Consider the following 26,042-nt stretch of genomic DNA (forward strand, 5'->3'; position numbering starts at 1 on the left):
ATTACATTTCAAATACCAAGTATTAATTCACTACCTGCATATGTATCAATTCAAACTCAGCAACAAATCTCTAAAAGCATTGGGATCTTTAATAAACGTCATTTCACCGGTTTGCGGAAAGTGAAAGTCTACAAGACGCGACACCCAAAACCGGATACAACCCGCTCTTTGGGCAATCGGGAAATATTCGCGTTCTTCATCAGACAAAGGCCTGATGCTTTCATACCCCCTGATAAAAGCATCTTGCAAGGAACTATCCAGCTTATTCTCCGCTGTTCTTGCCCAGTCATTGACAGCAATAGCCAGGTCGTACATAAAATTTCCGTTGCAGGCATAGTAAAAATCGATAAAGCCCGCCACCTTCTCCCCATCCAATAAAACATTATCCTTAAACAAATCGGCATGGATAATGCCTGAAGGCAGATGATTACCCAGATTACCATCTAAATCAGTAATCTCCTTTTGCAGCAAAGCCGCGTCATCTTCGCTCAATACCGGCAAAAGCTGACTGCAAGCATCATGCCACCAACGGTCGTAACGCGGATTAGCCATTTTTTGCGGGAAACTTTGTCCGGCAATATGCATTTTTGCCAACATGGCCCCTGTATTGAAGCATTGCATTTCCGTTGCCCAGCCGGTATCCGAGCCATTCAGACAAGTAACCAGACAGGCAGGTTTGCCCACCAAGACGGAATCCAGCCTACCATCCTTGCGCACAATCGGAGCAGGACAAGCCACGCCATTGCTACTCAGATGCCGGCTCAATTCCAGAAAAAACGGCAACTCCTCTTGCTTCAATACCTCGAATACCGTTAAAACGTAACGCCCCGTCGTGGTGGTCAAAAAATAATTGCTGTTCGTGATCCCCTGCGCAATTCCCTGCAACGATACAAAACCGCCCAAATCGTATTGGGTCAAAAACGCCCGCATTTCCTCATCAGAAACACTTGTATAGACAGACATAGTGCAAACCTATCAATAGAAAATATAAGGGGCAATCATACCAAAAAATTCCCCTGCCAAACAGGCAAACGCCAAGCTCGCGCCATAGTCATAAAAAACAAAAAGGTCGTCTGAAAATATTTTCAGACGACCTTTTGCTTGTTGATCTCAATTAAGCTTGTTTATTCCAACGCTCAATCGATTCTTTAATGACTTGTTTCGCTTCTTCAACATCACCCCAGGATTCGACTTTGGTCGTACCTGCTTTTTTCAAGTCTTTGTAGTGGTTGAAATGGAATTCGATTTGCTTGATTAATTGTTGCGGCAAATCAGACAATGTTTTGTACACATTGCCATTGTTGCGGTCGTCGGCAGGAACGCAAACGATTTTATCGTCAACCTCACCATCATCAACAAATTTCATCACGCCGATGACGCGCGCTTCCAGAAAAATGCCGGTAGCCAATGGCTGCTCTGTCACCAACAAGACATCCAATTCATCGCCATCTTCGTCTAAAGTCTGAGGGATAAAACCGTAGTTTGTAGGTTTGGAAAAAATTGCAGGTTCAACACGGTCGAGTTGGAAAGCCGCTAATTTGCGGTTCCATTCGATTTTATGATTGCTGCCCGCAGGAATTTCGTTCACAACATTAATAATGCCGCTATCGACATCACCCGGCGTCAAGATTTTATTAAAATCTGCCATTTTGCGCTCCTTATAAACAATTGCAAAAGTTAAACGCCGAAAGTATAACAAACAAAAGACATTTCTGGAAATGTCTCGCTTTCCGCCTAATTCATGACGGCAAAATTCTTCCGAACATCTCAAAACCATGAACATAACGGCACAAGGCAGCATTGCTCACAAATTTTATTCGATTTATTTCTAGATTTATTTCTATGTTAAATGTACAAAAACAGCACAAAATAAAAATCGACTCCTATATCAGAGTCGATTTTTATCAGGCTTAATGCCTATCTATGCTTACAGGGCATCTTTCAATGCTTTACCGGCACGGAATTTAGGAGTTTTAGCAGCAGCGATGGTCAGAGGCTCGCCGGTTTTAGGGTTGCGGCCTTGACGTTCTGCGCGTTCGCCAACGTAGAAAGTACCGAAACCGACCAGAGTTACGGTGTCGCCTTTTTTCAGAGCGTTGGTTACAGCATTGGTAGTGGCATCCAGAGCTTTTTGGGCGGCAGCTTTAGAAATGCCGGCTTCTTGAGCAATTGCTTCGATCAATTCAGACTTATTCACAATCAGTCCCTTCCTATCGTTGAAAATAATGAAATGCCCGAATACTCGGGGCTTCGTACTTTTGAGTACCTTTGCGCTTTATAGCAATTCTGAAAATACCGTGTCAAGCAAAAAATGCGGAATTGCCCTATTTTACAGGCTTTCAAGGCAAACCCGCATCTTTTGCAACACATTTTTTACAAAATCAGTGTTTGGTCGCTTTCGCCCTTGACTTAGGCTTGGCGGCTTCAACCTGCGCCTCTTCGGTACTTAAAGGCGCAACCCAAGGTGTCGGCTGGCTTTCCAAGCCCAAAGCAAGGACTTCGTCTATCCATTTGACCGGATGGATGGTCAGGCCGGTTTTCACGTTTTCAGGGATTTCTTCCAAGTCTTTGACGTTGTCTTTCGGAATCAGGACGTGTTTGATGCCGCCGCGCAAAGCAGCCAACAGTTTTTCCTTCAAACCGCCGATTGGCAAAACTTCGCCGCGCAGAGTGATTTCGCCTGTCATCGCCACATCGGCGCGCACCGGAATTTTGGTAAAGGCAGACACCATCGCCAAAGTCATAGCAATACCTGCGCTCGGACCGTCTTTCGGCGTCGCACCCTCGGGAACGTGAACATGGATGTCTTTTTTCTCGTAAAAATCAGGAGCCAAACCCACTGATTCTGCACGGGAACGGACAACAGACCATGCCGCGGACACAGATTCCTTCATCACGTCGCCCAACTGGCCGGTACACTGGATCACGCCCTTGCCCGGCAACGCCACGGCTTCGACAGTCAGCAATTCGCCGCCGACTTCCGTCCACGCCAAACCGGTAACCTGTCCGATGCGGTTTTCACTTTCGGCAACGCCGTAATCGAAGCGGCGCACGCCCAAGTAGTCATGCAGGTTTTTCTCATTGACTTTAACCGCCTTAGGCTTGGCTTTGCTGGTTTTTTTGGTTTCAGACGACCTCTTCTTATCTTCGTTCAAGGTAATCTGCATCACCACCTTGCGGCAGATTTTGGCAATCTCGCGATCAAGCGAACGCACACCGGCTTCACGCGTGTAATAACGGATAATATCGCGCACCGCGCTTTCTTCGACGACCAATTCGCCTTCTTTCACGCCGTTGCGTTTCATTTGCTTCGGCACGAGATACTGCATGGCGATATTGATTTTCTCGTCTTCGGTATAGCCGGACAAACGGATGATTTCCATGCGGTCGAGCAACGGGGTCGGGATGTTCAAGCTATTAGATGTGGCGATAAACATCACATCGCTCAAATCGTAGTCCACTTCCGCATAATGATCGGCAAACTTGTTGTTTTGCTCAGGATCGAGCACCTCAAGCAACGCGCTGGCAGGATCGCCTCGGAAGTCGCTGCCCAATTTGTCGATTTCGTCGAGCAGGAACAGCGGATTCTTCACGCCTGCCTTAGCCATGTTTTGCAGGATTTTGCCGGGCATAGAGCCGATATAGGTACGGCGATGGCCGCGGATTTCGCTTTCATCGCGCACGCCGCCCAAAGCCATACGGACGTATTGACGGCCTGTCGCCTTGGCGATGGATTCGCCCAATGAGGTTTTACCCACCCCCGGAGGACCGACCAAACACAGAATCGGACCTTTGAGCTTGTCCATACGTTTTTGGACGGCAAGGTATTCCAAAATCCGTTCTTTGACTTTTTCCAAGCCATAGTGGTCGGCGTTCAATACCAAATCGGCTTTGGCGATGTCTTTGCTGACGCGGGATTTTTTCTTCCACGGCAACTCAAGCAAAGTATCGATGTAGTTGCGTACCACGGTAGATTCCGCAGACATAGGCGGCATCATTTTGAGCTTTTTCAGTTCGGACAGGCATTTCTCTTCGGCTTCTTTGGTCATGCCCGCTTCTTTGATTTTTGCTTCCAACGCATCCAGTTCGCCGCGTTCGTCTTCTTCGCCCAATTCTTTCTGAATCGCTTTCACTTGCTCGTTCAGATAATACTCGCGCTGGGATTTTTCCATCTGGCGTTTGACACGGCCACGGATGCGTTTTTCGACCTGCATGATGTCCAGTTCGGATTCCAACTGGGCAAGCAGAAACTCCATACGGCCGATAATGCCGAAGGTTTCCAAAATCTGCTGACGCTGCTCCAGTTTCAACTGCAAATGCGCCGCAATCGTGTCCACCAAACGGCTGTTATCATCGATGCCGTTGATGGTATTGATGATTTCGGCAGGGATTTTTTTATTCAACTTGGCGTATTGGTCAAACTGGGTAAGCAGCGTGCGGCGAATGGCTTCAATATCGGGATTGTCCGCATCCGCATACTCATCGACAGCTTCGACATGGGACAGGAACAATCCGCCACTCTCTTCAATGGTCAACACTCTGCCGCGCCGGATACCTTCGACCAACACTTTTACCGTACCGTCAGGCAGCTTCAACACCTGCAAAACCTGCGCAACCGTACCCGTACGGTGCAAATCGGACGCTGTCGGATCTTCGGTGTTCGGGTCGATTTGCGCCAGCAAAAACACCGGATCGTCATTCGCCATTGCCGCTTCCAATGCCGCAATGGATTTCGGGCGGCCTACAAACAGCGGCAGCACCATGTGCGGATAAACGACGACATCGCGTAAAGGCAGGGTTGCCAGTGCGCTGTATTCCTCAAAATGTTTTTCTTTTGTCGGCATATTGTTCTCTACTTGGTAATAAATTCGGAATGTGGCTTAAATTGGGATGGAAAAGCGTATTTCAAGACTTGAAAAAGCCGATGTACGCTTCTATTTTTATCGGCAACTTTTTGCGATAAAATACACGCCGTTCGAGGTCGTCTGAAAGGCTGGAAACTTTTCAGACGACCTCTCGGCATACAGCACATCAGGAGTCAGCCATGACCGACCAAACCTCACTCATCGAATTCCCCTGCCAATTCCCCATCAAAGTCATGGGCAACGCGCATCCCGAATTTGAAAAAAATATCTTGGAAACCGTCCGCCAGCACGCGCCCGATACCGAACCCCACCACATCACCACCCGTCAAAGCAGCAAGGGCAACTATACCGGCGCGACAGTTAAAGTAAACGTCGAAAGCAAAGAGCAACTGGACAAAATCTACCGCGCCCTGACCGATCACGAAATGGTGAAAGTGGTGTACTGATATGAAAATCGTGCAGAAAGGCATGGTCGAGTACCAACCGACTTTCGAAGCCATGAAAGCGTTCAACGCAGCCCGCGACGAACATACCGAAGACGAATTATGGGTGGTCGAGCATCCGCCCGTCTTTACACAAGGGCTGGCAGGCAAACCGGAGCACCTTCTGATTCGCGACGACATACCCGTCGTCCAAATCGACCGGGGCGGGCAAATCACTTATCACGGTCCCGGTCAGTTGGTCATCTACACCATGATCAACTTCAAACGCCGCAAAACCAGCGTCCGTAATATCGTCTCCGCGCTTGAAAACAGTATCATCGCCACTTTGGCGGAATACGGAATCGAAGCGGCGGCAGACCCGAAACGCCCCGGCGTTTATGTTGGTGAGCGCAAAATCGCCTCACTCGGCTTGCGCATCAAAGACGGTTCCGTCTATCACGGCCTGGCATTAAACGTAAACATGGACTTAAGCCCGTTTACCCACATCAATCCCTGCGGCTATGCCGGCATGGAAATGACACAAATCGCGGATTTTGTCCAACCCTGTCCCACCTTGGACGAAGTTGCGCAAAAACTGACCGCACACCTCGAGACACAACTCACACCGAAAGCGAACAATTAATGAGCGAAATCAAAGTTGACGATCCCAAACGCGGCGTCAAACTCAAAGGCGCGGACAAAACCGCCCGCATCCCTATCAAAGTCGTCCCCCTTCAGGAAAAACTGAAAAAACCCGAATGGATACGCGCCAAACTGCCGTCACGCAAATTCTTTGAAATCAAAGACATTTTGCGCGAACAAAAAATGCACACCGTTTGCGAAGAAGCCTCCTGCCCGAATATCGGCGAATGTTTCAGCAAAGGCACAGCGACCTTCATGATTATGGGCGATATTTGTACCCGACGCTGCCCGTTCTGCGACGTGGGACACGGCCGTCCGAATATGCTTGACCCCGACGAACCGAAACACCTCGCAGAATCCGTCAAAGCCATGAACCTGCGTTACGTCGTCATCACCTCCGTTGACCGCGACGATCTGCGCGACGGCGGCGCACAGCATTTCGCCGACTGCATCAAAGCCATCCGCGAAACCAGTCCGAACACCAAAATCGAAATCCTCGTTCCCGACTTCCGCGGCCGCTTGGACATCGCGCTGAAAATCCTTGCCGAAACCCCGCCCGACGTGATGAACCACAACTTGGAAACCCATCCGAGCCTGTACAAAAAAGCCCGTCCGGGTGCCAACTATCAGCACTCCCTCGACCTGCTGCGCCGCTACAAAGAAATGATGCCGCACATCCCGACCAAATCCGGCATCATGGTCGGCTTGGGCGAGACAGACGAAGACGTGCGCGAAATCATGCGCGATATGCGGGCGCACAATATCGAGATGATTACCATCGGCCAGTACCTTCAACCTTCAGACGGACACCTGCCCGTCTTGCGCTATGTCACGCCCGACCAGTTCAAAATCTTTGAAAAAGAAGCATACGAACTGGGCTTCACCAACGCCGCCATCGGCGCCATGGTCCGCTCAAGCTACCATGCCGACGAGCAGGCTGCCGAAGCATTACGCGAAAGTCATGGCGGCGGTTGCGGCCATCATTGATAACAAAAGGTCGTCTGAAAATTTTCAGACGACCTTTTGTCAAACAAGCGGTTTGGGCTTATACGTCATACGTTCCCATTACGCTTGCGCTGTCCAAGATATGCCCCTGCATGGCGAAATGCAGGTCGTTGAAGCGGAAGCCGCGCGGCAGGTTTAATACGGTGTCGAGTGCGTAAACGATGAGTTCGTAGCGGTGGCGGCAGTTGGGCGGATACATGCCGCCGTAACCCGTGGCTTCTTCGATGTCCAACTTGCCCAACAGGCTCGCCCAACTGTTTGCGCCTTGCGTGTAGTCGGTGGCGGTCAGGCTTTCGTTTTCGGCAACGGAGGTGCGCTTGAGGTCGGCAATCAGCCAGTGTGTCCACACGAATCCGCTGGCGGTAATGGCGTCTTTGTCTTCCAAAACGACGGCAAAGGATTTCGTACCTTCGGGCGCGCCGCTGATTTCAAAGGGGATGGAGTAAGTCGGCATATTGTTCGGACTGAACTGGCTGCCGCGCTTGCCGTATTTGTCTTCAAATTCGCCGTTGACAATGGCTGAAGTCGTTACCTGCATAGTGTTCTCCTGTGGGGTTGGGAAAGGGGTCGTCTGAAAAAGGAAGGCTTGTTCAGACGGCGGGTGGATTGTCCGGTTTGCTATGGCTGCTGTTTTCAGACGACCTGTTTTTATACCTGCCAGTCTATCGGCGTTATCCCGTTTTCCTGCAAATAGGCATTGGCGCGGGAAAAGTGTTTGCAGCCGAAGAAGCCGCGATAGGCGGACAACGGCGAGGGGTGTGGCGCGCTAAGGACGAGATGGCGGCTGCGGTCAATAAATGCGCCTTTTTTCTGCGCGTGGCTGCCCCAAAGCATGAAGACGACGTGTTCGCGGTTTTGGTTGATTTGATTGACGACTTCATCTGTAAAGCGTTCCCAGCCCAAAGTGGCATGGGAATGCGCCTGCCCCGCACGGACGGTCAGGACGGTATTCAGCAGCAAAACGCCTTGCTCCGCCCAATGTTGCAGATAGCCGTGTTGCGGGATTTGGAAACCTTCGATGTCGTCCGCCAGCTCTTTGTAAATATTGACCAATGAGGGCGGGACGGCGATGCCTTCGCGGACGGAAAACGCCAGCCCGTGCGCCTGCCCTGCGCCGTGATACGGGTCTTGCCCCAAAATCACGACTTTGACGTTACCGAATTCGGTTGCTTTAAAGGCGTTGAACACGTCTTCGGCAGGCGGATAGATAATCCGCCCCATGCCGCGCTCTTTTTTGACGGTTTCAATGATGTGTTGGAAATAGGGTTCGGACTTTTCCGAGCCGATTGCTTCGTGCCAAGTTTGCATATTGATGCCTTCATGATCGTGAAAAATGATTATAACGCAGCAAAATGGAGATGACGCCTTTTCTGCCGACCTTCTATTTCCTCCGGACGCATCAAATAAAATATTGTCATGATTGAATTGTCAGTCAGCCGTTGTGCCGTTATGATTGAGTCTGTACCACCCGAATCTTAAGGAATCTATATGACTGCTTGGTTTATCGTTGCCGCCGCCGTCCTGATTGTCGAGCTATTCATCGGCACCGTGTATCTCTTGGTTGTCAGCGCGGCTTTGTTCGGCGCGGGATTGGTGTATTGGCTGACCGGTAATAATTCGATTGCCGTTGCTGCGGCAGCCGTTTTGTCCGCCGTCGGTATCTGGGTGGTACACAGTAAATTCAAAAAAACTGCGCCCCGCCAAGAATTGAACGATGATTTGGACATCGGACAGACCGTTCAAATCCTCCGCCGCCTTCATGGCGATTGTTATGAAGTTTCTTATCGGGGAACGCACTGGCAGGCACAGGCTGAAAATGCCGACGCCGTTCAGACGACCTCCACCGCCGTTATTACCGGTAAAAACGGTAATGTTTTGCTGATTCGTTTAAATTGATCGATACGATCGAAAGGAGCATTCATTATGGGCGAATTAATCACCCTTCCTGAAAATATTCATCTATTAATATTAATTTTTGCTCTAACAGCATAAGGAAAAACAATGGAATTTCTATACAGCTTCCCCGTCATCCTGCTGATTGTCGTCGTGATTTTCGGCTTCAAGTCGTTTATCGTCGTACCGCAACAGGAAGTTTACGTCGTCGAACGTCTCGGCAGATTCCACAATGCGCTGACTGCCGGTCTGAACATCCTGATTCCTTTCGTTGACCGCGTCGCCTATCGCCACTCGCTCAAAGAAGTGCCTTTGGACGTTCCCAGCCAAGTTTGTATCACCCGCGACAACACCCAGCTTACCGTTGACGGCATCATCTACTTCCAAGTAACCGACCCGAAACTCGCGTCTTACGGCTCCAGCAACTACATCATGGCAATCACCCAGCTTGCCCAAACCACGCTGCGTTCGGTTATCGGCCGCATGGAGTTGGACAAAACGTTTGAAGAGCGCGACGAAATCAACAGCATCGTCGTTTCCGCGCTCGACGAAGCGGCAGGCGCATGGGGCGTGAAAGTATTGCGTTATGAAATCAAAGACTTGGTTCCGCCGCAAGAAATTCTGCGCTCTATGCAGGCGCAAATTACCGCCGAACGTGAAAAACGCGCCCGTATCGCCGAATCCGAAGGCCGCAAAATCGAGCAAATCAACCTTGCCAGCGGTCAGCGTGAAGCGGAAATCCAACAGTCCGAAGGTGAAGCGCAAGCCGCCATCAACGCGTCAAACGGTGAAAAAATCGCCCGCATCAACCGCGCACAAGGTGAAGCCGAAGCCCTGCGCCTGGTTGCCGAAGCCAACGCCGACGCCATCCGTAAAATTGCCGAGGCAGTCCGCGCAGAGGGCGGCTCCGAAGCCGTTAACCTGAAAGTTGCCGAGCAATATGTCGCCGCCTTCAGCAATTTGGCAAAAGAAAGCAACACGCTGATTATGCCTGCCAACGTCGCCGACATCGGCAGCCTGGTTTCAGCCGGACTGAAGATTATCGACAGCAACAAAGCGGCAAAATAAACCTTACGTTTTGCCACAAGGTCGTCTGAAAACGAGTGCAACGCGTTTCGCTACCATAAACAGCGGATTTCGCCAAACCGTTTTTCAGACGACCTTTATTCACATGATGGCAGACAGGATGCCCACCTGATCAAGCTTCAAGACATTCTGATTGTTACCAAAGACCAATTCAATGACTCAGAAAACACACACCATCAAAACCTACCTCGTCGGCGGCGCCGTCCGCGATTATCTTTTAGGTTTGCCCGTCAAAGACCACGACTGGGTGGTCGTCGGCGCTGACGCACAAACCATGCTGGCGCAAGGCTTCCAGCCGGTCGGCAAAGATTTTCCCGTGTTCCTCCACCCCGAAACCCACGAAGAATACGCCCTCGCCCGCACCGAACGCAAAACCGCCAAGGGCTATGCCGGTTTCAGTTTCCACGCCGACAAAGACGTTACGCTGGAACAGGATTTGATGCGCCGTGACCTGACCATCAACGCGATGGCGCAGGATTCAGACGACCTCATCATCGACCCCTTCGGCGGGCAACAGGATTTGGCGGCGGGCATTTTGCGCCACGTCTCGCCCGCTTTTGCCGAAGACCCCGTCCGCATCCTGCGCACCGCCCGCTTTGCCGCGCGCTACGGATTTGAAATCGCTGAAGAAACCATGAAACTGATGCGGCAGATGGTAGAAAACGGCGAAGCGGACGCTTTGGTTGCCGAACGCGTCTGGCAGGAGTTGGCGAAAGGTTTGATGGAAAAAAATTCGCGCAGGATGATTGAAGTGTTGCGCGAATGCGGCGCACTCAAAGTCTTGCTGCCCGAAGTCGATGCCCTCTTCGGCGTGCCGCAACGCGCCGACTATCATCCCGAAATCGACAGCGGCATCCATACCCTGATGACGCTGCAACGCGCTGCCGATATGGGACTGAGCCTGCCCGAACGCTACGCCGCCCTGCTTCACGACTTGGGCAAAGCCAAAACCCCGCCCGACATCCTGCCCAAACACCACGGGCACGACCTCGCCGGCGTCGAACCCGTACGCGAAGTCAATCAGCGGCTGCGTGCACCGAGACACTGCGCCGAGCTTGCCGAACTTGTCTGCCGTTGGCACATCATGTTCCACCAAGTCGAGCAGTTCAAAAACAAAACCATCTTAACCGTCCTAAAAAAAACCGACGCTTTCAGACGACCCGAACGCTTCGCCGCCGCCTTAAACGTCTGCATTGCAGACAAACAAGGTCGTCTGAACCGCGAAAATGCCCCCTACCCGCAACGCGCGCACTGGCTCGCCCTACTCGAAGCCGCCAACCAAGTGGATTCAGGCAAAATCGCCGCCGAATGTCGCGCGCAGGAAAAAGCGCACCTAATCGCCGAAGAAATCGACCGGGCGCGGCTGGCAAAAATTGCTCCTTTGCAAAAAGCGTATCAGACAGAAAAATAGGAAGCTCTTAATGACATCCTCACGTTATAAAATCGAACGCGCGCCCGACGGCATTACTGTGTCTGCGCGTGTTATACATGACTCTCAGGAAATCGGTTTTACCGCTCTATTTCTTATATTTTCCTTTGCTATTACATGCATCGCGCCGTTTTACCTTGAAGAGCATTATTTCACTGATCCAATAATAATTCTTATCCATATACTTTTTACTTTCTACCTAGTCGGCTCACTGGTTTACAGCCTTCTCTGGCAACTTTTCGTACGTGAAAACATCAAGATCCGTAACCATACCCTGTCTCATGGATACACCTTGTTCTCCATTGGACGTTGGCGTAGTTTTCCGCTATCAGAAATTTCCGAATGGCAGTTTCGTGACAATATTCCCAAAGCTCCTGTTGCAAGAGGAAGGGAAGCTGAGTACCCAAACAAAAACTACTACCAAAATGGTATAAAACAACCAAAAAACGATATCCCCAATATCTTACATATCCAAAAATGCAAACAAGGCGCATGGTCTTTCGATTATCAGGAAAAAACCATACTTATCGGCGATTTTTTTGACAGCCGTGATGCTCAGATAATCAATACTGAATTGAACAGGTTTATCCCAGCATCCGCTAAAGCCCGTCAACTTTCAGACGACCTTTGAAACAGCCGCCGCCATATCCGCTATAATCTGCCTCTCAGCTATTTCGTTACACCCATAAAAATCATGACCATTCAGACCGATTTATTGCCCAAAATCAACAACGAAGATTACCAACGCCTCATCCTCAAACACAGCGTAGAATTCAGCGAAGGCGAAATCCGCCTGCTGAACGAAATCCTCGAAAAATTCACCTTCGACGTCGTTCAGGCGCAGGCATTGGCGCAGGCGGTGATGCAGCAGGTGCGCTTCGACCCCAACGCCTACCACATCGACAGCGACGACGAAGACACCACAGGCATCTGCCCCCACTGCATCAACCCGCCCATGCCGCCCCTGCGCGATTACCTCGTTTGGCGCGAAACACGCGGCTAAACCCCTTTCAAAAAGGTCGTCTGAAAACGGCAAACCGCTTTTCAGACGACCCCGAACCCATCGGAAAACCCATGCTGCAAACCGACAACCTGACCGCCGCCCAACCCCAGCGCATCATCACCGCCCAAAGCATCTCCTCGCAGGAAGAGTTGCTTGAGCGCGCCCTGCGCCCTAAAACGCTGGACGACTATATCGGGCAAGACAAAGCCAAAGAACAGCTCGCCATCTTCATCCAAGCCGCCAAAAAACGCGGCGAAGCCCTAGACCACACCCTGCTCTTCGGCCCGCCCGGACTGGGCAAAACCACATTGGCGCACATCATCGCCAAAGAGCTGGGCGTCAACCTGCGCCAAACCAGCGGCCCCGTCCTCGAACGCGCCGGCGACCTTGCCGCCCTTCTGACCAATCTCGAGCCGCACGACGTATTGTTCATCGACGAAATCCACCGCCTCAGCCCCGTCGTCGAAGAAATCCTCTACCCCGCGCTCGAAGACTACCAACTCGACATCATGATAGGCGAAGGCCCTGCCGCCCGTTCCGTCAAAATCGACCTGCCGCCCTTCACCCTCGTCGGCGCAACCACCCGCGCAGGTATGCTGACCAACCCACTGCGCGACCGCTTCGGCATCGTTGCCCGCTTGGAGTTTTATCAAAATCAAGACCTTGCCACCATCGTCAGCCGTTCCGCGCAATTACTGCAACTCGACATGGGCGAAGAAGGCGCGATGGAAGTCGCCAAACGCAGCCGCGGCACGCCCCGCATCGCCAACCGCCTGCTGCGCCGCGTCCGCGATTTTGCCGATGTGAAAAACAACGGCGTAATTGATGCCGCCATTGCCGATGCCGCTTTAAGTATGCTGGATGTGGACGCGCAAGGTTTGGACGTCATGGACAGAAAATTCCTCGAAGCCATCCTGCACAAATTCAGCGGCGGTCCCGTCGGCCTTGATAATGTTGCCGCCGCCATCGGCGAATCCACGGACACCATCGAGGACGTTATCGAACCCTACCTCATCCAACAAGGCTTCCTGCAACGTACCCCCCGCGGCAGAATGGCCACCGAACGCACCTACCTGCACTTCGGCTTGAAAATGGAAAAATAATCGTATTGAAATGAAGAAAGGTCGTCTGAAACCGGATTTTTGGTTTTCAGACGACCTTTTGTTATCAGCGTAGTTGGGGCGGATAGGCTTCAAGGCAGAGCAAGGCAATCAAGCCTGGAATGATATATAGTGGATTAAATTTAAATCAGGACAAGGCCGATGAAGCCGCAGACAGTACAGCTAGTACGGCAAGGCGAGGCAACGCCGTACTGGTTTAAATTTAATCCACTATAAAAATTGGGAAACGATTTGCCAAGCAGTTCAGCACATTAGGCCACAGAAGCCAATTCTTTCCTCATGGCATCAATCACCGCCTTATAGTCCGGCTTGCCAAAGATGGCGGAACCTGCCACAAAAGTATCGGCACCTGCTGCCGCGACGGCGGCGATATTGTCGGTTTTGATGCCGCCGTCCACTTCGATGGCGATGTGCCGCCCGTTTTGTGCTTCGTACCGATCCAACATCGCCCGCACTTGACGGATTTTTTCAAGGGTATGCGGAATGAAGCTTTGTCCGCCGAAACCGGGGTTGACCGACATCAACAATACCATGTCCAACCTGTCCAATACGTTTTCCAAAACGTAGGCGGGAGTGGCCGGATTCAACACCAATCCTGCCTGACAGCCCGCATCTTTAATCAGGCTGAGGCTGCGGTCGATATGGCGGCTGGCTTCGGGATGAAACGTGATAATCGACGCCCCTGCTTTGGCAAATGCCTGAATCAGATCATCAACAGGTTCGACCATCAGATGCACATCAATCGGCACGGTGGCATAAGGCTTCAACGCTGCGCAGACCATAGGGCCAAAAGTCAGGTTCGGCACATAATGATTGTCCATCACGTCGAAATGAATCAAATCGGCTCCCGCTTCGATAACTTTCGTTACTTCCTCACCCAAACGGGCAAAATCGGCGGATAAGATGCTGGGCGCAATACGGAAATTGTGGTTCATAGAAATCCAGTCGGATGGTATGGTTTGATAAACGGATAATTTTTCATATTCTACCACCAACGCCTCATGCAACACTAACTATGCATTGTTAATATTTAACAAAAGTAAGCATATGCATAAATAATTATAGGTTAAGGATATGTTTTGTCAGAAATAAAATAAAGATATGAAGTTAACAAAAGTTAACTGGAGGGATACTGCCTTTCACACGCTAATCGGGTATATTTGCGCGGTTACGGAAACTAGGAAAACGCTGTGTCTGTCGGATTCAAATCTTATTTACCCCTCTGTGCATTATCGGTTGCGCTGCTGACGGCTGTCGGTCAAGCGCACGCCGGCCCCCAATATATCAAGCTGGACGATTTTCAAGCCAATTGCGACATCCGCTCCCTTAATCTGACGCAAGACCAACACAATGCTTTGCGCCGTATCCGTAATGATTACAAACAGGCATCGGACAAAGCATACCGTAAACTCGTCCGCACAGACCGTAACCGCCGCCAAGTCATTATGAAAATCCTTGCGGCAGATAATTTCGATCAAAACAACGCCCGCGATTATGTCGAAACCCGCTACTTGTCGAGCATGGATTTCGCCGTGGAAGAATTGGAAATCCAACACCGCTTCTACCACCTGCTCAATCCGCGCCAACGCCAGATTTGGCTCTCTTCCTGCCTTCGCTGACATCTCGCTTTCCTGATTGGTCCGTACAAAAAGGTCGTCTGAAATCCTGTTTCAGACGACCTTTTAAACGATATGGCGATTCAAAGTGATGCGGCCGGAAGCAATTGAACCGGAAAAGGCTTTCCCTACCCTTATCCTCCCGCAGATTTCAGTACGGCAGACCTATTTCCCAAAAACTCAATCCAAAACCCGTTGTTCCGGCAAATGCCCTGCCCAATCACACGCAAACTGCCAAGCCGAACGCCCAGAGCGGTTGCCGCGCATTTGTGCCCATTGCAATGCCGCCTTGCGTGCCGTTTCATCAAAATCCACGCCGAGGTCGCCCAGCCAATTTTCAACCGCTTGGAGGTAGTCGTTTTGATCGAACGGATAAAAACTTAACCACAAACCGAAACGGTCGGACAGGGAAATTTTTTCCTCAACAGCTTCTTTTTGATGAATTTCGCCGCGTATGCCCGTTGTTCCAATATTTTCGTCCATATATTCGGGCATCAGGTGGCGCCGGTTGGACGTCGCGTACACCAACACGTTGCTGCATCTTTGCGACAAACCGCCGTCCAATGCGGTTTTTAGTGCTTTGTAGGTTTCATCACCGGTTTCAAACGACAGGTCATCGCAGAATACGATGAATTTTTCGGGACGGTCTTTCAGCAAAAAAAGCAGCGCGGGCAGGCTGACCAAATCGCTCTTATCAACTTCAATCAGACGCAGCCCTTGTTCGGCATATTCGTGCAACAGGGCTTTGACCAGCGAGGATTTGCCCGTTCCACGCGAACCGCTCATCAAAACATTATTCGCGGAGCGGCCTGCCAAAAACTGCTCGGTATTGCGTTTCAGTTTTTCGGTTTGCGTCCCGACGGCAGCCAGACGGTCAAGCGGGAATGTATGCGGGTTTGGCAGACTCTCCAAAATCCCTTTTTTACCGACGCTGTGCCAACGGTAAGCCAAAGCGTTCCAGTCGGTTTTACCGGGTTTTTCGGGCAACACCAAATCAAGACGGTCCAAAACGGAATAGGCTTTTTGTAAAAAGGCGGCGAGTTTCATATGTGCTCCTATTATCCTGATATAACAGGATTTTGCTGCGCCATCACGCGCATCACGGTATCGACAACGGCTTGGGTTTGTGGATCGATTTCGATATTGATGACGTCGCCCTCTTTCCGGCTGCCGAACAAAGTGCGCGTCAAAGTTTCCGGAATCAGGTGGACATTGAATTCCATATCGGTAACGTCGCCTATGGTCAGGCTGCAACCGTCCAAGCCGACAAAGCCTTTGCTCAAAATATAAGGTTTGAGCTCGGGTGGCAGTGCAAACCATACCGTGCGGTTAAACTCGCTGCGCTCTATCCGCGTAATCCGCGTAGTCGTCATGATATGCCCGCTCATGACGTGTCCGCCGATTTCATCACCGAAACGGGCGGCACGTTCGAGATTGACGGCATCTCCCGTTTTCAGACGACCCAAATTGGTCTTTTCCAAGGTTTCTTTCATCAAATCAAAGCTGACCGTATCGCCGTCAATTTGGGTAATGGTCAGGCAGCAGCCGTTGTTGGCGACGGATGCGCCGATTTGCAGATGCTCGGTCATCCCATCGGGCAGCTTGACGACATGGGTACGGAAATCGGCGGACGGTTCGCGGATAGCAATGATTTCGCCGACACCTTGGACGATACCTGTAAACATGGGAGATTCTCCAATCGGTTTATTTGATGCGTTTGAAAACCAAATCCCAAACGCCGTGCCCCAAACGTTTGCCGCGGGCTTCAAATTTCGTTTCGGGACGGTAGTCGGGCGTAGGCGCGTAATCAGCGGCGGTATTTTGCAAATTGTCAAAACCGCTCAACACTTCCAGCATCTGCTGCGCGTATTCTTCCCAGTCGGTCGCCAGATGGATATAACCACCGACTTTCAGCTTGGGCAGCAGTTTCTGCACAAACGGCGTTTGCACCAAGCGGCGTTTGTTATGGCGTTTTTTGTGCCAAGGGTCGGGAAAGAAAATGTGGATGCCGTCGAGTACGTCGTTTGAAAGCATATTTTCGACCACTTCGACCGCATCGTGCCGCATCACGCGGATATTGCCGATGCGTTCTTCTTCAATCAATTTCAAAATGTTGCCGACGCCAGGACCGTGCACATCAATCGCCAAAAAGTCGGTATCAGGCAGGCGCTTGGCAATTTCAACAGTCGCCACACCCATGCCGAAACCGATTTCCAACACCTTGGGACGGTCGCTGCCGAAACGCTGATTCAAATCCAACACGGAATCTTGGTAATCGATGCCGAATTGCGGCCACATCGTATCAATGGCACGCTGCTGCGCCGCAGTCATATGCCCTTGACGCAACACAAAGCTGCGGATGGAGCGTTTGTGCGCTTCAGGAACGGTGGAATCTGGAGTTATTTCGTTCATAAATCATTTCTTGTATCTGATAAAACTGGGGAAAGGTCGTCTGAAAATCTGCGATATGGTTTCAGGCGACCTCTGAATGTATGGGGTCAACCGTTAAACGGTTTGTTTTTATTGTTGATAGATAAGCATGAAACAAGCCGCTGACAGTATCAATCCTGCCGAATTTGTTTGCTTGCTGTTTTAAAGCATGACTAAATGGCTCACTTGGAGCTTAGGCACGCATTCTTGTTCATCCACTATAATCCACTATATCGTTAATGAAATCACTATCACTGACAATATTCTGTTTGACGAAAAGGTCGTCTGAAAGATTCAGACGACCTTTGACTGATAAATGCAATATCAGCAGTTTAATTCAACTGACTGAATACACTTATTTTTTCTTTTGAGCCGGCAGGTCGGTACAAGTACCCAGCGCCACTTCGGCAGCCATACCGATGGATTCGCCCAAGGTCGGGTGCGGGTGGATGGTTTTGCCGATGTCTTCAGCGTCGCAGCCCATTTCGATGGCCAGACAGATTTCGCCAATCATATCGCCGCCGTTCGGACCAACGATACCGCCGCCGATAATACGGCCGGTCTCGGCATCAAAAATCAGCTTGGTGAAGCCGTTATCGCAACCGTTGGCAATCGCACGGCCGGAAGCCGCCCATGGGAAGTTGGCTTTGGTGATTTTGCGGCCGGATGCTTTGGCAGACAATTCGGTTTCGCCAACCCATGCCACTTCGGGAGCGGTGTAAGCCACGCCCGGAATCACGCGTGCGTCGAAGTAAGCTTTGTGTCCGGCGCAGTTTTCAGCGGCAACGTGGCCTTCGTGAACGGCTTTGTGCGCCAACATAGGCTGACCGACGATGTCGCCGATGGCGTAGATGTGCGGCACGTTGGTACGCATTTGTTTGTCGACTTCGATGAAGCCGCGGTCGGTTACGGCAACGCCTGCTTTTTCGGCGCTGATGAGTTTGCCGTTAGGCGCACGGCCGGCGGCAACCAATACGGCATCGTAGCGTTGCGGCTCTTTCGGCGCGTTTGCACCTTCGAAGGTAACGTAAACGCCGTCTTCTTTCAGCTCGACTGCGACGGTTTTGGTATTGATCATGATGTTGTCAAAACGGTATTCGTTTTGTTTCTGCCATACTTTCACCAAATCGCGGTCTGCACCTTGCATCAGGCCGTCCATCATTTCAACGACGTCGAGGCGTGAACCCAGCGTGCTGTAAACCGTACCCATTTCGAGACCGATAATACCGCCGCCGATAATCAGCAGCTTGCCCGGTACTTCTTTCAGAGCCAGAGCGCCGCTGGAATCGATGATGCGCGGATCTTCAGGGATAAACGGCAACTTGGTTACGCGGCTGCCCGCTGCGATGATACAGTTTTTGAACGCAACGATTTTTTTCTCGCCGGTAGGCGTAGCCTGCTCGTACACGTCGCCGGTAGTCAGCGACACTTCCAAGTGGTGCGGATCCAAGAATTGACCTTCGCCTTGGATAACGTCCACTTTACGGCCTTTTGCCATACCTGCCAAACCAGTAGTCAGGCGGGAAACCACGCCTTCTTTGTAGCCGCGCAACATGTCGATGTCGAGTTCAGGCTCGGGGTATTTGATGCCGTTGGCAGCCAAGTGGCGCACTTCATCAATAACGGCAGCGTTGTGCAACAAGGCTTTGGAAGGGATACAGCCGACGTTCAAGCAAACGCCACCCAAAGTTTTGTAACGTTCAACGATGGCAACTTTCAAACCTTCGTCAGCAGCGGCAAATGCAGCGGAGTAACCGCCGGGGCCGCCACCCAATACGACTACGTCGTACTCTGCATCGGCAGAACCGCCGAATTGCGCCGCTTGCGGTGCAGGAGCGGCAGCTTTAGGGGCTTCTTGCGCAGGAGCAGCAGGTGCTTCGGCTTTAGGAGCGGCAGCCGCGCCTTCGGCTTCAACGACTACAATCAAGCCGCCTTCGGAGATTTTATCGCCGACTTTGACTTTGACTTCTTTGACCACGCCCGCAACTTCGGCAGGCACGTCCATCGTCGCTTTGTCGGTTTCCAAGGTAATCAGGGTATCATCAACGGCGATAGTGTCGCCTACGTTCACTTCAACCGCAATAATATCTACATTTTCGTGTCCGCCAATGTCGGGCACTTTCAATTCAACTAAGCTCATGTCTAATCTTTCTGAATGATATTCGGACTTCTGTTTTCAGACGACCTGTCGGGTTGTGTGCCGAAGGTCGTCTGAAATATGCTCGGATTACAGGGTAATGCGGCGGAAGTCTTTCAACAGGTTCGCCAAGAATACGGTGAAGCGCATACCGGCGGCACCGTCGATGACGCGGTGGTCGAAGGACAGGCTCAACGGACACATCAGGCGAGGAGCGAACTCTTTGCCGTCCCAAACCGGTTTGATTTGGGATTTGCACACACCCAGAATAGCGACTTCAGGTGCGTTCACAATCGGAGTGAAGCCTGTACCGCCGATGCCGCCCAAGCTGGAAATGGTAAAGCAGGCGCCTTGCATTTCTTGCGGTTTGAGCTTGCCTTCGCGGGCTTTCTTAGACAATTCGGTCAGCTCTTGGCTGATTTCTTTCAGACCTTTTTGATCCACGTCTTTGATTACGGGAACAACCAAGCCGTTCGGCGTATCGGCTGCGAAACCGATGTTGAAGTAGTTTTTCAGAACCAGATTGTCGCCGTCCAAAGAAGCGTTGAACTCTGGGAAGGCTTTCAGCGCGGAAACGGAGGCTTTGATGATGAATGCCAATGGAGACAGTTTCACGCCTTCGCGTTCCCATTCTTTGTTCAGCTGTTTGCGGAATTCTTCCAACTCGGTCATGTCCGCTTCTTCGTGAACGGTAACGTGCGGGATAACTACCCAGTTGCGAGACAGGTTTTGACCGGAAATTTTCTTAATACGGGACAATTCTTTAACTTCGACATTGCCGAATTTGGAGAAGTCCACTTTAGGCCACGGCAGCAAGTCTAGACCGCCGCCCAAAGATGCGCCGGCAGCAGCAGGTTTCGCCGCACCGCCTTGCATTACAGATTTCACAAAGGCTTTAATGTCGTCGCCCATGATACGGCCTTTCAAGCCGGTACCTTTGACTTGACCCAAATCCACGCCCAATTCGCGCGCCAGTTTACGAGCGGAAGGACCCGCGTGTGCTTTGGCAAAAGCAGCTTCGTCGATTTTGGCTGCGGCAGGTGCAGGAGCGGCAACAGGAGCCGGAGCGGCGGCAGGCGCGGCAGCAGGAGCAGGTGCAGCTGCCGGGGCTGCGGCTTGAGCAGGCGCGGGAGTGGGAGCGGCGGCAGAACCGGCGGTTTCCACTTCGATAATGGCAGTACCTTCGGATACTTTGTCGCCGACTTTCAGGAATACGGCTTTAACGACACCGGCGGCAGTACAAGGTACGTCCATAGTCGCTTTGTCGGTTTCCAGAGTAATCAGCGTGTCGTCTTCGGCAACGGTGTCGCCAACTTTAACTTCAACGGCGATTACATCTACATCAGTATGACCGCCAATATCAGGAACGGCTACTTGAACGGTTGCGCCGCCTGCGGGAGCGGCAGCGGGTGCAGCGGCAGGCGCAGGTTGTGCTTCAGCGGCAGGAGCCGGAGCGGCTTCAGCAGCGGCAGCACCGGTTTCAACGGTCAGAATTACGCCGCCTTCGGAGATTTTGTCACCGACTTTGACTTTTACTTCTTTCACAACGCCTGCTGCATCGGCAGGTACGTCCATAGTGGCTTTGTCGGTTTCCAGTGTAATCAGGGTGTCGTCAACGGCGATAGTGTCGCCCGCTTTGACTTCTACGGCGATGATATCGACGTTTTCATGACCGCCGATATCGGGTACTTTGATTTCTACGATACTCATTTGAGTTCCTTTGATGATTTCGGTTTGAGGTCGCCTGAAAAACAGTTTCAGACAACATCACTTATGTTTTCCGGCACGGATAACCATTTCCAAGACAGCTTTTCTGCACTTCGAACCTTTTGCACGACTTGCGCCCACTGCCCGGTAATTCAAGGTTTATCCGTTATACAAACCGTCAACGTATTCTTGATTCAGACGACCCCGTAAGCAAATTGACTTTGAGGTCGTCTGAAAACAGGATTAGCGTTTCCAGCTTGGCGCCACGTCGGCATTGATGCCGTATTTTTCGATGGCTTGTTGAACGGTTTCTTTGCTGACTTTGCCTTGTTCTGCCAATGCGCTCAATGCTGCCACGGCAACGTTGTAGCGGTCCACTTCGAAGAAGCGGCGCAGGTTGGCACGGCTGTCGGAACGGCCGAAACCATCGGTACCCAAGACATGGTAGTCGTTCGGGATGTACGCGCGGATACGGTCGGCATAGCTGCGGATATAGTCGGTAGCGGCGATAACCGGACCGTCATGACCTTGCAGTTGTGAGGTAACGAAAGGCACTTTTTCAGCTTCCAACGGATGCAGGCGGTTGAAACGTTCTACTTCGATGGCATCGCGGTGCAGCAGGTTGAAGGATGGGCAAGACCAAATGTCTGCTTCTACGCCGAAGTCGGCTTTCAGCAATTCGGCACCGGCAATCACTTCTTGCAGGATGGTACCGGAACCCATCAATTGAACTTTCTTGTCGCCTTTACCGCCGGCTTTCAGCAAGTACATACCTTTCAGGATGTCTTGTTCCACACCTTCGGGCATGTCCGGATGAGTGTAGTTCTCGTTCATCAGGGTGATGTAGTAGAACACGTCTTCATGGTTGACGTACATACGGCGCAGGCCATCATGTACGATAACGGCCACTTCATATTGGAAGGTCGGATCGTATGTTACGCAGTTCGGTATCAAATCAGCTTGAATGTGGCTGTGGCCGTCTTCGTGTTGCAGGCCTTCACCGTTCAAGGTCGTACGGCCGGCAGTACCGCCCAAAAGGAAGCCGCGCGCGTGCATATCGCCGGCTGCCCATGCCAAGTCGCCGACGCGTTGGAAACCGAACATAGAGTAGTAAATGTAGAACGGAATCATCGCGAAGTCGCTGTTGGCATAGCTGGTCGCCGCAGCAATCCAGTCAGCCATCGCGCCTGGCTCGTTAATACCTTCTTGCAGGATTTGACCGTCAACAGACTCTTTATAGAACATCAGTTGGTCTTTGTCTTGCGGGGTATATTGTTGGCCTTTCGGGTTCCAAATACCGTATTGGCGGAACATGCCTTCCATACCGAAGGTACGGCTTTCGTCAGGAACGATAGGTACGACGCGTTTGCCGATTTTTTTGTCTTTCAACAGAGTAGACAGAATGCGGACAAATGCCATAGTGGTCGAGAATTCACGGTCGCCGCTGGATTTCAGTTGAGTCTCAAATGCTGACAACTCAGGTACTTCCAGAACTTCTTGGGTAGGCTTGCGTTGAGGCAGGTAGCCGCCCAAAGCTTCGCGGCGTGCGTGCAGGTATTTGTACTCTTCGCTGTCGGGAGCGAAAGTCAGGTAAGGCAGATCGCCACTGTCGATTTGCTCATCGGTAACAGGAATGTCAAAGCGGTCGCGGAATTGTTTCAGAGACGCCTTATCCATTTTTTTGGCTTGGTGGGCAACGTTTTGACCTTCACCGGATGCACCCATACCATAACCTTTAATGGTTTTTGCCAAAATTACGGTAGGTTTGCCGTCTGCATGGTTAGCTGCGCGGTCATAAGCGTTGTACACTTTTTGAGGGTCGTGGCCGCCACGGTTCAATGCCCAAATTTCGTCATCGGTCATATCGGCAACCAATGCTTTCAATTCAGGGGTATTGAAGAAATGTTCGCGGACGTACGCACCGTCTTTGGATTTGTAAGTTTGGTAGTCGCCGTCCAAACATTCTTCCATGCGTTTGCGCAGGATACCGTCTTTGTCTTTTGCCAAGAGGCGGTCCCAACGGCGGCCCCAAATGACTTTGACAACATTCCAGCCTGCGCCGGCAAAGTTGCCTTCCAATTCTTGGATGATTTTGCCGTTACCGCGGACAGGACCGTCCAAACGTTGCAGGTTACAGTTGATGACGAAAATCAGGTTGTCCAAACCTTCGCGTGCGGCCAATGCGATGGCGCCTTGTGATTCAGGTTCATCCATTTCGCCGTCGCCGCAGAAACACCATACTTTACGGCCTTTGGTTTTTGCCAGGCCGCGGGATTCCAAGTATTTCAGGAAACGGGCTTGGTAAATCGCCATGATCGGACCCAAACCCATAGATACGGTCGGGAATTGCCAGAAATCAGGCAGCAAGTGCGGATGCGGGTAAGAAGGCAGACCATGTCCGTCCACTTCCTGACGGAAATTGTTCAGTTGGTCTTCAGTCAGACGGCCTTCAACGAAAGCGCGGGCATAGATGCCTGGAGAAACGTGGCCTTGGAAGAATACCAAATCACCTTCTTCGCCTTCGCCTTTAGCCTTCCAGAAGTGGTTGAAACCCACTTCGTACATGGTTGCTGCGGATTGGAAAGATGCGATATGACCACCCAGCTCCAAATCTTTTTTACCGGCGCGCAATACGATGGCGGCGGCGTTCCAGCGCACGAATGCACGGATGCGGTGTTCGATGTTTTGATCGCCCGGAATGCCTTTTTCGTCTTCAACCGAAACGGTATTCAAATACGGGGTGGTTGTGCCGTGAGGCATACGGACGCCTTTGTCGCGGCTGTATTTAACCAGATGCTCCAACAAGTATTGTGCGCGTTCGCTGCCTTCGTATTCTAGAACTGAGCTTAACGCGTCCAACCACTCTTGGGTTTCAATCGGGTCAACATCGTGTAATTGGGTGGACATAGTATCTATCCTTATGTTGAGTGTTATTCAATGACAGAGGGTTATACCCCTAATGTTTTCGTTTGCGAAAATTGATATACAAAAACGAAAAATCCTAAAATTAAATCAAACGCAAAACCACAATTACCCTAATATTATCAATTAATTAAAAATAAAATTGAAAATAAAGGGCGCAATGAGTCATTTATTTGAATTTATTCCGCCGCAAATCGTATCAGTAATTGGAATAACTGGCAAATTACAATTTATAACATCGGTTTTATTCTGAACAATGGGCATATGGATTTGATTAAATTCTGCTCGTTTTTAAACAAAAAAGAAAATTTTTAGATTGATTATTTTCCAAAACCAACAAAGGGTCGTATTTTCCATTATCAGCTGAATAGAAATACTTCATCAAATTTGTTAACAGTTAAATAAAATCAATCAAATTCAGACGAGCCATTCCGTTAATGCAGCCTCCAAGCGTTTCAGACCTTCCGCCATATCTTCATCGTTTAGCAGCAGGCTGGGGGCGAAACGCACGACATCGGCTCCGGCAACCAATACCATCAGGCCGTGTTTCAGCGCGGCGGCGGTAATTTCCGAAGCGCGGCCTTTGTATTGGTCTGCCAGCACGCAGCCGATGAGCAGACCCATGCCGCGGACTTCTTTAAATACGCCGGTTTTCTCGCCCAACTCCCGCAAGGTCGTCTGAAATTTTTTTCCTTGTTTTTCCACATGTGCCAAAGTTTCGGACGCATTGATGATGTCGAACGCGCGGCTGCCGACGGCACACGCCATCGGATTACCGCCGAAAGTCGAGCCGTGCGTCCCCGGCCCGAAGGTCGGCGCGATTTTATCGGTGGTCAGAATCGCACCGATGGGAAAGCCGCCGCCCAATGCTTTGGCGGAGCTGATGATGTCGGGCGTAATGCCGTAATGCTCGTAGGCAAACAGTTTGCCCGTATGCCCCATACCGGTTTGCACTTCGTCCAAAATCAGCAATGCGCCGTGTTCGTCGCACAAACGGCGCGCGGCTTGCAGATATTCCTGCGTGGCAGGCAGGATGCCGCTTTCGCCTTGAATCGGCTCGATGATTACGGCGCAAGTGTTTTCGTTGATGGCAGCTTCCAATGCGGCAATATCGTTGAACGGAACATGGGTAATGCCTTGCGGCAGCGGCGCGTAGTCTTTGCTGTATTTGGGTTGGCCGCCGACCGATACGGTAAACAACGTACGGCCGTGGAAGCTGTTCAGGCAGGAGATGATTTCGGTTTTGTGTCCGCCAAAATGATCGCGCCCGTATTTTCGCGCCAGTTTCAGCGCGGCTTCGTTGGCTTCCGCGCCGGAATTGCAAAAGAATACTTTGTCGGCGAAGGTATGTCCTACCAGCTTTTGCGCCAATTCCTGTGCGGGTTTGGTGGTGTAGATATTGGAAATGTGCCACAATTTTTGCGACTGCTCCGCCAGCGCGGCAACCAAATCGGGATGGCAGTGTCCCAACGCGTTGACTGCTATACCGCCCGACAAGTCGATGTATTCACGGCCTTCGGTATCCCAGACGCGGCTGCCAAGGGCGCGTTCGGGAATCATGGGGGCGAATGAAAAATTGGGGGTCAGGTAGTTTTGCATCCGATTTCCTTTGCGGTTTTAAGTCTGATGTATAGTCAATGAAAGGCGTTGCTTCGTATGGTCTCGTCCGACAGGGTATGAGACATTTCCTATCTGGATTGTCTTTGAACCGAATACAACAACGCCGTTGCAGATATAGTGGATTAAATTTAAATCAGGACAAGG

The 26,042-nt window shown here is 51.2% G+C and carries 24 protein-coding genes; 10 read left to right on the forward strand and 14 right to left on the reverse strand.

The genetic code is table 11. The features are described 5' to 3' along the window. Nucleotides 1-45: 45 nt before the first annotated feature. From thrB to lon, 4 genes are all read right to left on the reverse strand, one after another. Complete coding sequence (gene thrB, locus HMPREF2726_RS07815) at nt 46-963, reverse strand: homoserine kinase (RefSeq protein WP_070602898.1); 918 nt, start codon at nt 961-963, stop codon at nt 46-48. Between the two features lie 151 nt (nt 964-1,114). Then, on the reverse strand, nt 1,115-1,648 hold the full coding sequence (locus HMPREF2726_RS07820; protein WP_009311758.1) for an inorganic diphosphatase: 534 nt from the start codon (nt 1,646-1,648) through the stop codon (nt 1,115-1,117). A gap of 279 nt (nt 1,649-1,927) precedes the next feature. Then, nucleotides 1,928-2,197 carry an HU family DNA-binding protein gene (locus HMPREF2726_RS07825; protein WP_003677477.1) on the reverse strand — a complete coding sequence of 90 codons (270 nt, stop codon included), beginning with the start codon at nt 2,195-2,197 and terminating at the stop codon, nt 1,928-1,930. A gap of 184 nt (nt 2,198-2,381) precedes the next feature. Then, nucleotides 2,382-4,844: an endopeptidase La gene (gene lon / locus HMPREF2726_RS07830; protein WP_003756828.1), complete on the reverse strand. Its 2,463-nt coding sequence runs from the start codon at nt 4,842-4,844 to the stop codon at nt 2,382-2,384. 200 nt (nt 4,845-5,044) lie between these two features. On the opposite strand from lon, the gene HMPREF2726_RS07835 reads away from it, so the two are divergent. From HMPREF2726_RS07835 to lipA, 3 genes are read left to right on the forward strand one after another with little or no spacing between them, the layout of a single operon-like run. Then, nucleotides 5,045-5,311, forward strand: a complete 267-nt coding sequence (locus tag HMPREF2726_RS07835; RefSeq protein ID WP_003756826.1) for an HP0495 family protein — start codon at nt 5,045-5,047, stop codon at nt 5,309-5,311. 1 nt (nt 5,312) lies between these two features. Next, nucleotides 5,313-5,930: a lipoyl(octanoyl) transferase LipB gene (lipB, locus tag HMPREF2726_RS07840; RefSeq protein WP_009311759.1), complete on the forward strand. Its 618-nt coding sequence runs from the start codon at nt 5,313-5,315 to the stop codon at nt 5,928-5,930. Next, nucleotides 5,930-6,916 carry a lipoyl synthase gene (gene lipA, locus HMPREF2726_RS07845; protein ID WP_003778467.1) on the forward strand — a complete coding sequence of 329 codons (987 nt, stop codon included), beginning with the start codon at nt 5,930-5,932 and terminating at the stop codon, nt 6,914-6,916. The genes lipB and lipA overlap by 1 nt, the downstream gene beginning before the upstream one ends. Nucleotides 6,917-6,974: 58 nt before the next feature. Here lipA and HMPREF2726_RS07850 read toward each other — a convergent pair whose 3' ends face one another. Both HMPREF2726_RS07850 and ung read right to left on the reverse strand, forming a co-directional pair. After that, nucleotides 6,975-7,472 (reverse strand): YbhB/YbcL family Raf kinase inhibitor-like protein, encoded by a 498-nt coding sequence (locus tag HMPREF2726_RS07850; RefSeq protein ID WP_003778466.1) that lies wholly within the window; start codon nt 7,470-7,472, stop codon nt 6,975-6,977. 110 nt (nt 7,473-7,582) lie between these two features. Then, complete coding sequence (ung, locus tag HMPREF2726_RS07855; protein ID WP_009311769.1) at nt 7,583-8,242, reverse strand: uracil-DNA glycosylase; 660 nt, start codon at nt 8,240-8,242, stop codon at nt 7,583-7,585. 180 nt (nt 8,243-8,422) lie between these two features. Between ung and HMPREF2726_RS07860 the strand changes: the two genes are divergently transcribed. The 6 genes from HMPREF2726_RS07860 (at nt 8,423) to ruvB (ending at nt 13,448) form a co-directional block, all read left to right on the forward strand. After that, nucleotides 8,423-8,830 (forward strand): NfeD family protein, encoded by a 408-nt coding sequence (locus tag HMPREF2726_RS07860; RefSeq protein ID WP_070602899.1) that lies wholly within the window; start codon nt 8,423-8,425, stop codon nt 8,828-8,830. A 105-nt stretch (nt 8,831-8,935) separates the two neighbouring features. Beyond that, entirely contained in the window at nt 8,936-9,895 is a 960-nt protein-coding gene (locus HMPREF2726_RS07865) for an SPFH domain-containing protein (RefSeq protein WP_070602901.1), read from the forward strand. A gap of 193 nt (nt 9,896-10,088) precedes the next feature. Continuing rightward, nucleotides 10,089-11,324, forward strand: coding sequence for a multifunctional CCA addition/repair protein (locus tag HMPREF2726_RS07870; RefSeq protein ID WP_036529325.1), 1,236 nt, complete (start codon nt 10,089-10,091; stop codon nt 11,322-11,324). A gap of 10 nt (nt 11,325-11,334) precedes the next feature. Then, nucleotides 11,335-11,973, forward strand: a complete 639-nt coding sequence (locus HMPREF2726_RS07875; protein WP_009311772.1) for a hypothetical protein — start codon at nt 11,335-11,337, stop codon at nt 11,971-11,973. A gap of 63 nt (nt 11,974-12,036) precedes the next feature. After that, nucleotides 12,037-12,345 carry a hypothetical protein gene (locus tag HMPREF2726_RS07880; protein ID WP_003756802.1) on the forward strand — a complete coding sequence of 103 codons (309 nt, stop codon included), beginning with the start codon at nt 12,037-12,039 and terminating at the stop codon, nt 12,343-12,345. A 71-nt stretch (nt 12,346-12,416) separates the two neighbouring features. Then, entirely contained in the window at nt 12,417-13,448 is a 1,032-nt protein-coding gene (ruvB, locus tag HMPREF2726_RS07885; protein ID WP_003756801.1) for a Holliday junction branch migration DNA helicase RuvB, read from the forward strand. A 269-nt stretch (nt 13,449-13,717) separates the two neighbouring features. Here ruvB and rpe read toward each other — a convergent pair whose 3' ends face one another. Beyond that, complete coding sequence (gene rpe, locus HMPREF2726_RS07890; RefSeq protein WP_009311773.1) at nt 13,718-14,401, reverse strand: ribulose-phosphate 3-epimerase; 684 nt, start codon at nt 14,399-14,401, stop codon at nt 13,718-13,720. 255 nt (nt 14,402-14,656) lie between these two features. Here rpe and HMPREF2726_RS07895 point away from each other — a divergent pair, with 255 nt between their 5' ends. Further along, on the forward strand, nt 14,657-15,085 hold the full coding sequence (locus tag HMPREF2726_RS07895; RefSeq protein ID WP_003767916.1) for a Spy/CpxP family protein refolding chaperone: 429 nt from the start codon (nt 14,657-14,659) through the stop codon (nt 15,083-15,085). A gap of 177 nt (nt 15,086-15,262) precedes the next feature. On the opposite strand, the gene HMPREF2726_RS07900 is transcribed toward HMPREF2726_RS07895, so the two are convergent. The 7 genes from HMPREF2726_RS07900 to HMPREF2726_RS07930 all read right to left on the reverse strand — a co-directional run bounded on the left by HMPREF2726_RS07900 (nt 15,263) and on the right by HMPREF2726_RS07930 (nt 25,877). Further along, nucleotides 15,263-16,129, reverse strand: a complete 867-nt coding sequence (locus HMPREF2726_RS07900) for an ATP-binding protein (protein WP_009311774.1) — start codon at nt 16,127-16,129, stop codon at nt 15,263-15,265. 11 nt (nt 16,130-16,140) lie between these two features. Beyond that, complete coding sequence (locus HMPREF2726_RS07905; protein WP_009311775.1) at nt 16,141-16,767, reverse strand: riboflavin synthase; 627 nt, start codon at nt 16,765-16,767, stop codon at nt 16,141-16,143. Nucleotides 16,768-16,786: 19 nt separating this feature from the next. Then, nucleotides 16,787-17,494, reverse strand: a complete 708-nt coding sequence (gene trmB / locus HMPREF2726_RS07910; protein WP_009311776.1) for a tRNA (guanosine(46)-N7)-methyltransferase TrmB — start codon at nt 17,492-17,494, stop codon at nt 16,787-16,789. Nucleotides 17,495-17,867: 373 nt separating this feature from the next. Continuing rightward, nucleotides 17,868-19,652 (reverse strand): dihydrolipoyl dehydrogenase, encoded by a 1,785-nt coding sequence (gene lpdA, locus HMPREF2726_RS07915; protein WP_009311777.1) that lies wholly within the window; start codon nt 19,650-19,652, stop codon nt 17,868-17,870. 87 nt (nt 19,653-19,739) lie between these two features. Next, entirely contained in the window at nt 19,740-21,359 is a 1,620-nt protein-coding gene (gene aceF, locus HMPREF2726_RS07920; RefSeq protein WP_009311778.1) for a dihydrolipoyllysine-residue acetyltransferase, read from the reverse strand. A 240-nt stretch (nt 21,360-21,599) separates the two neighbouring features. After that, complete coding sequence (gene aceE, locus HMPREF2726_RS07925) at nt 21,600-24,263, reverse strand: pyruvate dehydrogenase (acetyl-transferring), homodimeric type (protein ID WP_009311779.1); 2,664 nt, start codon at nt 24,261-24,263, stop codon at nt 21,600-21,602. Between the two features lie 432 nt (nt 24,264-24,695). Beyond that, on the reverse strand, nt 24,696-25,877 hold the full coding sequence (locus HMPREF2726_RS07930; protein ID WP_009311780.1) for an acetylornithine/succinyldiaminopimelate transaminase: 1,182 nt from the start codon (nt 25,875-25,877) through the stop codon (nt 24,696-24,698). Nucleotides 25,878-26,042: the final 165 nt, after the last annotated feature.

The organism is Neisseria sp. HMSC074B07, from assembly GCF_001810355.1.
GTDB lineage: Bacteria > Pseudomonadota > Gammaproteobacteria > Burkholderiales > Neisseriaceae > Neisseria.